Source organism: Acetobacter papayae (assembly GCF_047721125.1).
GTDB lineage: Bacteria > Pseudomonadota > Alphaproteobacteria > Acetobacterales > Acetobacteraceae > Acetobacter > Acetobacter papayae.
In genome coordinates this window covers 21,072-33,102 of sequence record NZ_JBDNWF010000013.1, presented here as the reverse complement: position 1 = coordinate 33,102, position 12,031 = coordinate 21,072, and the positions used below count along the sequence as shown (strand labels likewise).

Below are 12,031 nucleotides of genomic sequence, written 5' to 3'. Positions count from 1 at the left end.
CCACGCCCCTAAAACGGATGTTCGCCGCGATCGACGCCGAATGTCTGCCCGGTAATGCTGGCGGCATGGGCAGATGCCAGAAACAGATACGTGCTGCTGATATCGTCAGGGTTCATGAAACCGGACAGAGCCTGCCCATCCAGTATTCCCTGCATCAGATCAGCCTCATCACGGCCTGAGCGCTCGGCCATGGCAGCGAGCGAGCGTAGCGAGGCCTCGGTTTTGACCCAGCCGGGCGCTACCGCGTTCACGCGGATTCCGCGTGGCCCGAGTTCTTTCGCCCATGTTTTGGTCAGGCCGATAATCGCGTGTTTGGACGCCACATACGCGCCAAACAGCGGCTCTGCCACACGGCCCCAGATGGATGCGGTGTTAAGAATGCACCCGCCCTCACCCATATGCGGCAAGGCCAGCCGCGTAACATGATAGGTGCCCACAATGTTGGTGTGGATAACCTGCTCAAACAGGCCGACAGTCTGCTCATCCTGCGCCGTTACGGGCGTCAGGCGCTCAAGCCCTGCATTGTTGACCAGCACATCCACCGGGCCGTGATCGTGCAGAATGGCGGCCATGGCAGCCGCATTCCCGATATCGGCCACATAGCCGCGCGCGCCGAGCGTTGCGGCCACTTCGGGCATGGTTTCATCCTGCGCGACAAGGCTGAGCGAAGCCCCGGCGGCGGCAAAGGCACGGGCAATACCCAGCCCTATCCCCCTGCTGGCGCCGGTAATCAGAACCGACCGGCCAGAAAAATCGAACGCTGTCATGCGCCCTCCAGCCCACCTTCGCGCATGCGCCCGCGCAGGAGGTGAAGAATATCCGTACGGATATGAAAAAACTGCTCACTATCGCGCAGGGTTTCATCCCGCACGGAACCTATCATGGACAGGATATCCATATCCGCCATAACCCGCGCGGGCCTGCTGCCAAACACGATGATACGGTCAGCCAGAAAAACCGCTTCCTCTACGTCGTGTGTTACAAAAATTGTTGTCTTGCCAGATTTTTTCTGGATTTTCCGCAGTTCATACTGAAGGTCTTCACGCAGATTGGCATCGAGCGCGCCAAAAGGCTCATCCATCAGCAGCACGTCAGGGTCCGCCGCGAGCGTACGGGCAATGGCCACACGCTGGCGCATACCGCCCGAAATACGCGAAGGATAGCTGTTGGCGAAATCCGCAAGACCAACAAGATCAAGAAAATATGAAGCTCTTTCGCGCTTCTGTGCCTTTGTCATATCGCGACGAAAACGCATGCCAAATTCGACATTTTTGCGCACGCTCAGCCACGGAAACGACGAATAGGACTGAAACACCATACCCCGGCGGATATCCGGCCCACCCACAGGCTGCCCCTGCAACAGGATACGCCCGGAGGACGGTGTATCCAGCCCGCCGATCATGCGCATGAGGGTGGTTTTGCCACAGCCCGAAGGCCCCAGAAACACCACGAACTGCCCTGCGGGAATATCCAGCGAAAACGGCTCCTGCACGACAGGCACAGTGCCGAAAGTCTTTGTTACGGACTCAAAGCGCAGATACGCGCCCTGCCCTTCGGGTGCGAGACCCGTGCTGTTGTCCGTATTACCGAGCGTGTTACTCATGACGACTGATACCTGAAAAGATAGCGGTGCAGCAGGCGCAGGCACTGATCTGTCAGCAACCCGATCAGACCGATCATGATCACACCCGCCATGACCTGATCCGTTTTCATGAACCGGCGCGCCGTCCAGATAACAAAACCCAGACCGCTATCCGAGGCCACGATTTCGGCAATAATGACATACGTCCAGCACCAGCCGAGGCTTATGCGCATGCTGTCCATAAGCTGGGGCAACATGGCGGGCAGCGCCACCGTGCCCAGTGTCTCGTGCGGTTTGGCCCCCAGCGTATAGGCCGTTTCAAAATACTCACCGGGGACACGCTTCATATCGGCGGCCACCATCAGCACAAGCTGGAAGAACGTACCCAGCCAGAGCAGGAAAATCTTGGTTTCCTCCCCCACGCCAAACCAGATGATGGCCAGCGGCACCAGTGCGGGCACAGGCAGGTAGCGGATGAAATCGATCAGCGGCTCAAGAAACGCACCTATAATCCTGTAGCCGCTCATCAGAATACCAAGCGGCACCGCAATCAGCACGGATAGCAGGAAAGCGGACCACACCCGGCCAATGGAAATCAGCGCATTGGGCATGGCCACGCCATCGGCACACATGGTCCAGAACGCGCGGGCCACGGTTGCGGGCGAGGGCAGGAAGATGGGCGCTACAACATGCAGCGCCACAATAAGCCACCACGCCCCCAGAAATGTCGCGGCCCCCAGAAAGGCCGCAACCACAACCGCCGCACGCGGCACCGCCGAGCGAAAACGCAGCAGCCCCCCGGAAGAGGATGCGCTGCTCATGGCGTGGACAGAGCCGCGATCGGCGCACTGTTGATGGCGCGTGTTGCATCCAGCTTTACCGAGGCCGCGCCGTTTTCAACATTCAGATCCATGAGGGTGTTAAAAATACCGTTAATGGGGCCGGGTTTCTGCGGTGTGCCCATATAGGCGGAAGACTGTTCAAGCCCGGTATATTCAAGGCTGCCATTAATGCTTTTCTGGAAATCATCAACTGACAGGTTGAAATGCGGCGCAGCCATGCGCGCAAATTCCGCATTATGGGTTTTATGGTAATCCACCGCCTTGTAGATGCACGACAGAAAGCGCGAATACTTGCCGGGATTGGCCGCCAGATCATCATTGCGGGCAATCATCACATCCACAATATAATCAGGATAGTCAGCCGAAGACACAAGGACTTTTGGCTTACGGGCCTGATCAATGCTCATGATCTGCTGCAGGAACGGCTGATAGGTTACAACGGCTGCAAGACTCGTATCGGCAAAAACCGCAACGCTGTCGGAAGTCAGGATTTCCTTGATCTTCATATCCGCAAGCGACATGCCGTGCTTGTGCAGTTCAAGCTGCAAAAGCATAAGCCCGGGCACATTGCTTTCTGATGCAATGGTCTTGCCCTTGAGTTCCGTTACGTCGTGGATAGCCCCGTCAACCACGACACCATCGCCGCCCATGCTGCGGTCAATCGGCCCGATGATAACGCCGGGGGTATCATTGTCGCGCGGGCGGCCCTGATACTCGCTGATGGTGCGCATTTCCATCTCGATGCTGCCATGGGCCATGGCGGCCATGACATCGGCGCGTTCATCCGCGAATTTCAGATCCACATTCAGGTTGGCATCGTGGAAGCAGCCCATATCCTGCGCCACAAAAACAGGTGCGAATCCAGACCAGACAGGCGCCATGATGCGGATCGTATCCTCCGCATACGCACCAGTAGAACAGGTCAACCCCAGAGCAACGGCCAGTACTTTGACAGACTTCATCTCACACCCCACTACCACAACGTTACGTTAACATATTAATCGCACGTTTGGTTAAGGTGTATCAAAATATTCCGAACATTATATCGATATACGCCAATGTATGGCGCAGGCCTCACACGCGCCACCACCCCACCGAACCGGGCACGATAGCGTAATTCATCAGACCCACAACAAGACTCAATGCATTGTATTTGTTGAGTTTTTTATTCTTTTTGCCGGGGTGGAAGCAGGAAAGCAGAGCCATGGTGAAGGGCGGCGCAGCGTTTCATCCGGCAAACGGAACTGAGTGCCTGGAACGCATCTGTTACAACGGGTTCAGAAACAACAGGGGGCCGGACTCGGCATGGTATATCCCTCTGGAACGGATATCAGGGCTCACCACAAGACGGCGAGAACTTCCAAACGGGATCGCGCTCGTCGCAAGCAAGACCATCATGACGCAATGGCGTCGCTCTCACGATGGCTATAACATAACAGTCAGCATGATCGCAGACTGCCCCCGGGCAGGCTCATGCACTGCCTTTGGCGGTAGCCATGCTCGACGCTCTTGCCACCTTCCTCTGTGGATGGTGGCAAGCAAAACCTCTGTCAGGCATCCTTGCCGCAGGCAGGCTCCAATCCTGACCGGGGATCAGCTTTGTGTAATAAACAATTATGCCTGCGGGTCAGGGCTTTTCTGGCGCGACCGTCGTCTGATTAATTTAACAGCCAGTTTATGAAGACCATATATAATAACACCACAGAACGCCGCTCCGAGGAATATAACTATGAGCTCGGCGAAATCTTCCACTTCGGGAGTGGTCAATCATATCTTCAGTTTCTATGAAACGAAGAATGGTTTTCAAGGTTATCTCGAGATCGCGAGGCATTACACCGGGGAAACTATTAATGCAATCTAAAATAATTCCACCGCCAATCAAGGCAGCATAGACTTCTAAAAGAAGAAAAAAACTTTAAGAATAAAAATAGATATTTTAATCACTTTTTTCATTTTACAACGACCGTTCCGTAAGCCTTGCCGCCGCCCGGCATGGATAATGAAGCTCCATTTTTTCGCAAAGCATCAGACACTCTCTAAAAATCAATCAAATTAACGACAGTAATACAGCCTTCACTGAACTTCAGCTCACCTTCTGGGTAAAGACGAAAATTTCCACGGCGAATACCGTTAACGATTGTCTGTTTCCCTATTTTTTCTTCCTTTTTCATAACCCAGCCACCCCTCTTCTGTATAAGCCAGATATACATTCCCTTCATAAAGAATTGGGTATTGGCTTCCTTGTTTTGATTTATGGCATTCGTCCTTTACGTTCTAAATCTACATCAGATCACATCATTCTCGTTGCACCAGAATATCGTGGATATTGAAGCTTTATGCAGCGGGGTCTTGCCTTATGGGCAAACCGCTTCAATCAGCCTCTCCCTGATCACCCCTGTTTTGATCTGTGAAAATGTCTGACCTGTATGCTGACACTCTAGAAAAAGTTTCCAGAAAGAACAGGCCCTAGATTGCAAAGAGAAACCGGGCATAATGCGCACATGACTACGCTGATTCGCGCTTTTGCAAACCCCGGGTCCACCGGGCAGGCTCCCCTTCTTCGTCCAGCACAGGTCGAACGATTATTCGCCGATGGTCTGAGCCAGATTACCGCACAGATTTGCGACTGGGCTTTTCCCGTTACACTTGTCGGGGTGCTGGGGCATTATTCCGACCGGGCCCCCAAGGCACCCCGTTATTATCAAGTGCCTATCGAGGATCTGGCGGATGGGTCGGTCATCCATATGGATATCGATAAAACAGCACTCAATGGTAGCGGTATCGAACCCGGCGATCAGGTGCGGGTGGTAGGCCGGATTGGTGCCAATCTTTTCCGTGGAGAGATTTCGCTCCGGCTCAACGCGCTGGCGATTTCCCTTGATGAAGAGCCGTCCCATAACCGCCGCCGTCAGGAACGCCCCCTGCTGGACCTGCTGCGCCACCTGCCCCGCAAGCGTCATGCTTTTCCTGAACAGCCAGAGCCGACACTCACCCTGATTCATTCCGCCTCATCAGAAGCCCGCGTGGCGGACGATTTCCTGAACGCCCTGCAGGACAGGGTTTCGGCAGGCCGGCGCATTCTGGTACCGGTATCCATGAATGACCCTATCCGCATTGCCGCGGCCATTCGCGATGCCAGCACAGCGATTGTGGCCGTTGTACGGGGCGGTGGACCTGCTTCGGATTTTCGCGTGTTCGACCACCCCGATGTGCTCGAAGCCCTTGCCCACTCGCGCGCGTACAGGGTGCTGGGCCTCGGCCATAGTGCAGACACGTCGCTGGCGGAACTGGTGGCCGATCACCCCGCTACCACGCCCTCCGCGGCGGGGCAGTATGTGGGGGACCAGATCATGAAAATCCGCGCGACGCGCTTTCGCGAGCAGCGGGAGGCGGAACCACGACGCGTGGAAACGATCACCCCGCCTGCCATGGCTGGTAAGCATGCTCCGGCTGGATCAGCCCTGCCAGAATGGCTCAGAAACCATACAACCCTGAAACTGCTCGCACTGGGCACACTGGTCGGGCTTGCACTCGCCCGGATGCTCTAAACCGCACAGTAAAACCCTGCCCGGCAAACGGGCAGGCCCCAACACCATGCAACATGGCGGACGGGAAACAGATCAATCAGGAAAAGCCCTGATAGTGGCTGCTTTTATACTTAATTTTTCTATTGATTATCGACAATGCATAAGGATGAAAGAAAAGTTTTTTCTTTTATCCTGAACCGCTCCAGACTTACCATAAAATCTGGAGCGGGCGATGGGATTCGAACCCACGACCCCAACCTTGGCAAGGTTGTGCTCTACCCCTGAGCTACGCCCGCATTGGATGGCTGCCTTTTACGGCTGATGGGCACACTGCGCAAGAGGGAAAATTGAAAAATCTTTCTTTTTTATCATCTTCACCCCTGTTCGCGCTTCTGTGTGTTCTGCGCTGGCGGGTTGGCGTGGTTTTTTTTACCCTGCTAAACAGGGGGCGGCCATTCCGGCAGCAGGAAGGGTAAGATCGTGGCTTCATCCGTATTCCGTTCGCTCTATCATCAGGGATTTGCCCGGATTGCGGCCTGTACCGTGCCTGTCAGTCTGGCGGACCCCGCCACCAATGCCGAGCAGATTCTCGCCGTGGCGCAAGCCTGTGCGCGGGAAGGAGCCAGCCTGTGCGTTTTTCCCGAACTGGGGCTGACCGGCTATTCGATAGAAGACCTGATCCAGCAGGAAGCCCTGCTGAACACCGTGGAAACCACGCTGGCCGATCTGGCGGCCCGCACGCGCGACCTGCTCCCCGTTATTGTGGTGGGCGCCCCCTTGCGGCTGCGCCATACGCTTTACAACTGCGGTGTTGTTATCCATCGCGGGCGGATTCTGGGGGTGGTACCCAAGAGTTTCCTGCCTGATTACCGCGAGTTTTACGAAAGCCGGCACTTCACTTCGGGAGCAGACCTCTTTCAAGAAACCCTCCCCCTTCCCGGTGGCGCCGTTCCCTTTGGGGTTGATCTGCTGTTTGAAGCCTCGGACCTGCCGGGTTTCTGCCTTGGCGTGGAACTATGCGAAGACCTGTGGGTGCCCGCCCCGCCCTCCACCGCGCAGGCTCTGGCGGGGGCCACGCTCATTGCCAATCTCTCCGCCAGCGACATCACCGTGGGCAAGGCCGAAACACGCGCCATGCTGTGCCGTTCGCAATCAGCCCGCTGTATTGCCGCCTATCTTTACGCTGCCGCCGGTGAGGGCGAATCCACCACCGATCTGGCATGGGACGGCCAAACCGCCATTTTTGAAAACGGCACGCTGCTGGCCCAGAGCGAGCGCTTTCCCTCCGGCGCACGCATGGTGCTGGCGGATACGGACCTGACACTGCTGCGGCAGGAACGCCAGCGCATGGGCTCGTTCAGTGCATGCGCGCGGGCGCAGGACAGCGGCAGGCCGTGGCGGCGCATCGGGTTTACTCTGGCCCCCCCCATGGACACTCTGGGCCTGCGGCGGCCCGTGGCGCGCTTTCCCTTTGTGCCCTCAGACCCCGCAAGGCTGGAGCAGGACTGCTCCGAGGCTTTTGCCATTCAGGTTTCAGCCCTTGTGCAGCGGCTCAAAACCAGCGGCGCACGCAGCATGGTTATTGGCATATCGGGCGGGCTGGATTCGACACATGCGCTGCTGGTGGCCGTGCGTGCAGCCGATGCCCTGGCCTGGCCGCGCGAGGCCGTGCGCGGCTACACCATGCCCGGTTTCGGCACCACCGATAAAACACTGGACAGCGCACTGGCCCTGATGCGCGAACTGGGTATCCATGCCCAGACACTGGATATCCGCCCCGCGGCCCGGCTCATGCTGGGCGAAATCGGCCACCCCTTCGCGCAGGGCGAGCCTGTGCATGACATCACCTTTGAAAACGTGCAGGCCGGATTGCGGACGGACTTCCTGTTCCGTCTCGCCAACCAGCACGGGGGGCTGGTGATCGGCACGGGAGACCTGTCGGAACTGGCACTCGGTTGGTGCACCTACGGCGTGGGCGACCAGATGGCGCATTACGGCGTCAATGCCGGTCTGCCCAAAACGCTCATCCAGCATCTGATCCGCTGGTGCATTGCCTCGGGTCAGTTCGCACCTAGCGTCAGCACCGTGCTTGAAACGGTGCTGAACACCGAAATATCGCCCGAGCTGGTACCCGCCACCGAAGGGGAAAGCCAGAAGACCGAAGAAATCATCGGCCCGTATGCGCTGCATGACTTCACGCTTTATCACATCCTGCGCCATGGCTTTACCCCCACGCGCATTGCCTTTCTGGCAGAACACGCATGGGCCGATGCACAGAAGGGGGAATGGCCCCCCGGCTTCGACCCACAGGCCCGCACGGCTTATGAGTTGCCCGTTATCCGCCACTGGCTGGGTGTTTTCCTGCGCCGTTTTCTGGCTACCAGCCAGTTCAAGCGCTCGGCCATGCCCAATGGCCCAAAAGTGATGGCGGGTGGTGGCCTCTCCCCCCGGGGTGACTGGCGCGCCCCCTCGGATGGCAATGCCCGGCTCTGGCTGGAAAACCTTGAGCAGGGCGTGCCCAAAGCCTGACCCCATACCCCACCACAGGCACAACGCATCACGAACAGACCCAAACCCGCAAGGCCGATAGCGCTACCGGGTCTCTTGGGCTATAAGCGGCACATCATGACCATATCACGCCAAGCCACGCTCCATCGCGTCACAAGCGAAACCGATATTGCCATCACCCTGAACCTCGACGGTTCGGGAACCGCACAGGTTGAAACCGGTATCGGCTTTTTTGACCACATGCTGACAGCACTGGCCAAACACGGGCTGTTTGACCTGACTGTGCGCGTGCAGGGCGACCTGCATATCGATGGCCACCACACGGTGGAGGATACCGGCATCGCTCTGGGGCAGGCCATGCGGCAGGCTCTGGGCGAAAAACGCGGCGTGCGGCGCTTTGGCCATGCGCTGGTGCCGCTGGACGAAGCGCTGTGCGAAGCCGTAGTGGACCTTTCGGGCCGCCCCTTCCTGGCGTTTGACGCCCATTTCGACCGGGACCGCCTCGGCACGCTGGATACCGAACTGGTGGAGGAATTTTTCCGCGCCTTCGCCATGTCCGCCATGCTCACCCTGCACCTGAACCAGAAAGCAGGGCGCAACTGCCACCATATTGCCGAAGCCGCGTTCAAGGCGCTCGCCCGCGCCCTGCGCATGGCCTGCGAGCCCGACCCCCGCGCGCTGGGGGCCATCCCTTCCACCAAAGGGGTTCTGTAACCCGGTGCGGCAGAGCACCACCCTGACCCGGCCAACCCCGGTCAGGGAGGATCAGACCAGCAGGAGGGTTCCATGACCCAGCCGCTTTCCATTGCCGTTATCGATTACGAAGGGGGCAACCTTGCCTCTGCCGCTCGCGCGGCCGTACGCGCCTCGGAACTCTCCGGGCTGGCCGCTGCGGTGGTGGTAACCAACGAACCCTCCGAGGTTCGTCGGGCTGACCGCATCATCCTACCCGGACAGGGGGCCTTTGCCGCCTGCGCACAGGGGCTGGAAGCCACACCCGGCCTGAAAGACGCCATTGCGGGCGCGGTTGCGGGGGGCACGCCGTTCCTTGGTATCTGCGTAGGTATGCAGCTTATGGCCGAACGGGGGCTGGAACACGGCGTGACCGAAGGCTTTGGCTGGATCCGTGGAGAAATCGCCCCCATGGATGCACCCGGCCTGCGCCTGCCGCAGATGGGGTGGAACGAACTGACCCTTACCCAGCCCGAACACCCGCTGGTGCGCGGCCTTGGCCCCGCACCGCACGGTTATTTCGTACATTCCTACGCCCTGCATGGCACGGAAAGTGAAACCCTGCTGGCCACCACGGACTATGGTGGCGCAGTTCCCGCCATTGTCTGCCGGGGCAATGCGGCGGGCACGCAGTTCCATGTAGAAAAAAGTCAGACCGTCGGCCTGAAAATTCTGGCCAACTTTCTGGCCTGGGAACCAGAAGAGCAGCTCTGATGCCCGAAAAACTTCGCGTTCAGCGCATTCTGAGTCTGGATGAGGACGACCTGACCGCCCTGTGCGAAGTCGTGGATGCCGCCATTCTGGATGGTGATGGCTTCGACTGGCTACAGCCGCAGGGGCGTCAGGTGCTTGAGCGCTATTTCCGTGGCCTGCTCATGGTGCCCGAGCGCATGCTGTTTGCCGTCCGTCAGGATGGCGTCATCATGGGGGGGGCACAGCTTGTCCGCTCTCCGCGCAATAACGAAATGCAGGCCATGTGCGTAACGCTGGCGCATCTGTTCGTGGCCCCATACGCCCACCGCAGCCTGCTGGGCGCCATTCTGCTGCAGGAAGTGGAAAGTGCGGCCCGCAACATGGGTTTTCGCGTTATGAACGCCGATGTGCCTGAAAACCGCACCAGCGCCATTACCCTGCTGCATCAGGCGGGCTTCACGCAGTGGGGCAGCCACCCGTTTTACGCCCGCGTGGGAGAAGACACCCTGCGCGGCCTGTTTTTCACTAAGCCGCTGGACGACACGCCGCCTTTCAGGGTGGACCAGCTTTCTTCCTCCGCCTCCAGCACCATGCAGGACTGAACCATGCTCCCCCCTGCCTCCTCCCCCCGCCCTCTCACGCTTTACCCGGCCATCGACCTCAAGGACGGCGCGTGCGTGCGCCTGCGCCGGGGCGAAATGGACGATGCCACAGTCTATTCCGACAACCCCGGTGCACAGGCCAAAGCCTGGCATGATGCGGGCTTTACCCGCCTGCATGTTGTGGACCTGAACGGCGCCTTTGCCGGGACTTCGGTCAATGCAGACGCGGTGCGCTCGATTATTGCAGCCACGGATGTGCCGGTTCAGCTCGGCGGTGGCCTGCGCGATATGGCCGCCATTGCCGGCTGGCTGGAAGCCGGGGTTTCGCGGGTTATTCTAGGGTCTGTGGCGGTCAAAAACCCCGCTCTGGTGCGTGAGGCCTGCCGGGCGTTCCCCGGTCAGGTCGTGGCGGGCATCGATGCACGCGCGGGCCATGTCGCTACCGAAGGCTGGGCCGAGGTTTCTGACATGCAGGCTACCGACCTCGCCCTGCGCATGCAGGATGCCGGGGTGGCGGCCATTATCTTTACCGAAATCAGCCGCGACGGCATGCTGGAAGGGCTGGATATCGAACAGACAGCCGATCTGGCGCGGGCTGTCAGTGTGCCGGTCATTGCCAGTGGCGGCGTGGGCGCGCTGGAACATCTGGTCGCCCTGCGCGATGCCGCGCGTGACGCGCCGGGCATTGAAGGCGTGATTATCGGCCGCGCGCTGTATGACGGGCGGGTAGACCCCGCCGAGGCCCTGCGGGTACTTGGCGCATGTTGAAGCTGCGCGTCATCCCCTGTCTGGACGTCAAGGACGGGCGTGTGGTCAAGGGGGTCAATTTCGTTTCCCTGCGCGATGCGGGCGACCCGGTGGAACAGGCCGCCGTGTACGATGCCGCGGGCGCGGATGAACTGACCTTTCTCGACATTACCGCCAGCCACGAAAACCGCGATACCATTCTGGATGTGGTCAGCCGCACCGCATCGCGCATTTTCCTGCCGCTGACGGTGGGTGGTGGTGTCCGCACCACGGACGACATGCGCCGCCTGCTGCTGGCCGGGGCCGATAAATGCGCCATGAACTCGGCCGCCGTCAGCCGCCCCGAACTCATTAACGAGGCAGCTCGCAAATTCGGCAGCCAGTGCGTAGTGGTGGCCGTGGATGCCCGCCAGACAGGCCCGGACCGCTGGGAAGTCTTTACTCATGGTGGCCGCACCGCCACCGGGCGCGACGCCATTGCCTGGTGTCAGGAAGTGGCCGAACGGGGTGCAGGCGAAATCCTGCTAACCTCCATGGACCGTGACGGCACGCGCTCGGGCTTTGACCTCGCCCTGCTGCGCGCGGCCACCCGTGCCGTGCGGCTGCCCATTGTGGCCTCGGGCGGTGTGGGCGCGCTCGAGCATTTTGTGGAAGGTGCCGCCGCTGGCGCTACCGGGCTGCTGGCGGCCAGTGTATTCCATTTCGGGCAATTCACCATTGCCGAGGTCAAGGCGGCACTAGCACAGGCCAGGCTGCCCGTGCGCCCTTCTCCCGCTCCCTTTCAGGATTTTTCGTGAC

The 12,031-nt window shown here is 59.2% G+C and carries 10 protein-coding genes, 1 tRNA gene and 1 pseudogene; 6 read left to right on the top strand and 6 right to left on the bottom strand.

Features of this window, described 5'->3' with window-relative positions:
• Positions 1–8: 8 nt before the first annotated feature.
• From ABF757_RS06085 to ABF757_RS06065, 5 genes are all read right to left on the bottom strand, one after another.
• The gene (locus ABF757_RS06085; protein ID WP_415481364.1) at positions 9–767 is read right to left on the bottom strand and encodes an SDR family NAD(P)-dependent oxidoreductase; all 759 of its coding nucleotides are present in this window, start codon (positions 765–767) and stop codon (positions 9–11) included.
• Positions 764–1,603: an ABC transporter ATP-binding protein gene (locus ABF757_RS06080; RefSeq protein ID WP_415481363.1), complete on the bottom strand. Its 840-nt coding sequence runs from the start codon at positions 1,601–1,603 to the stop codon at positions 764–766. The genes ABF757_RS06085 and ABF757_RS06080 overlap by 4 nt, the downstream gene beginning before the upstream one ends.
• On the bottom strand, positions 1,600–2,403 hold the full coding sequence (locus ABF757_RS06075) for an ABC transporter permease (RefSeq protein ID WP_415481362.1): 804 nt from the start codon (positions 2,401–2,403) through the stop codon (positions 1,600–1,602). Before ABF757_RS06075 ends, ABF757_RS06080 begins: the two co-directional genes overlap by 4 nt.
• Positions 2,400–3,386 (bottom strand): ABC transporter substrate-binding protein, encoded by a 987-nt coding sequence (locus tag ABF757_RS06070; RefSeq protein ID WP_415481361.1) that lies wholly within the window; start codon positions 3,384–3,386, stop codon positions 2,400–2,402. Before ABF757_RS06070 ends, ABF757_RS06075 begins: the two co-directional genes overlap by 4 nt.
• Positions 3,387–4,460: 1,074 nt before the next feature.
• A complete protein-coding gene (locus ABF757_RS06065; protein ID WP_415481390.1) occupies positions 4,461–4,634 on the bottom strand; it encodes a tlde1 domain-containing protein in 174 nt (57 codons plus the stop codon).
• 291 nt (positions 4,635–4,925) lie between these two features.
• Between ABF757_RS06065 and ABF757_RS06060 the strand changes: the two genes are divergently transcribed.
• Entirely contained in the window at positions 4,926–5,972 is a 1,047-nt protein-coding gene (locus ABF757_RS06060; RefSeq protein WP_415481359.1) for an exodeoxyribonuclease VII large subunit, read from the top strand.
• 200 nt (positions 5,973–6,172) lie between these two features.
• On the opposite strand, the gene ABF757_RS06055 is transcribed toward ABF757_RS06060, so the two are convergent.
• Positions 6,173–6,247 (bottom strand) — tRNA-Gly (locus ABF757_RS06055).
• A 184-nt stretch (positions 6,248–6,431) separates the two neighbouring features.
• Between ABF757_RS06055 and ABF757_RS06050 the strand changes: the two genes are divergently transcribed.
• From ABF757_RS06050 to hisF, 5 genes and pseudogenes are all read left to right on the top strand, one after another.
• Positions 6,432–8,480, top strand: a complete 2,049-nt coding sequence (locus ABF757_RS06050; protein ID WP_415481358.1) for an NAD(+) synthase — start codon at positions 6,432–6,434, stop codon at positions 8,478–8,480.
• Between the two features lie 96 nt (positions 8,481–8,576).
• Positions 8,577–9,173 (top strand): imidazoleglycerol-phosphate dehydratase HisB, encoded by a 597-nt coding sequence (hisB, locus tag ABF757_RS06045; RefSeq protein ID WP_415481357.1) that lies wholly within the window; start codon positions 8,577–8,579, stop codon positions 9,171–9,173.
• A 72-nt stretch (positions 9,174–9,245) separates the two neighbouring features.
• Positions 9,246–9,905 (top strand): imidazole glycerol phosphate synthase subunit HisH, encoded by a 660-nt coding sequence (gene hisH / locus ABF757_RS06040; RefSeq protein WP_415481356.1) that lies wholly within the window; start codon positions 9,246–9,248, stop codon positions 9,903–9,905.
• Positions 9,905–11,254 (top strand): annotated as a pseudogene (gene hisA, locus ABF757_RS06035) (1-(5-phosphoribosyl)-5-[(5-phosphoribosylamino)methylideneamino]imidazole-4-carboxamide isomerase). The gene hisH and the pseudogene hisA overlap by 1 nt, the downstream one beginning before the upstream one ends.
• Positions 11,248–12,030 carry an imidazole glycerol phosphate synthase subunit HisF gene (gene hisF / locus ABF757_RS06030; protein WP_025860106.1) on the top strand — a complete coding sequence of 261 codons (783 nt, stop codon included), beginning with the start codon at positions 11,248–11,250 and terminating at the stop codon, positions 12,028–12,030. The pseudogene hisA and the gene hisF overlap by 7 nt, the downstream one beginning before the upstream one ends.
• The last annotated feature ends 1 nt before the right edge of the window (position 12,031 follow it).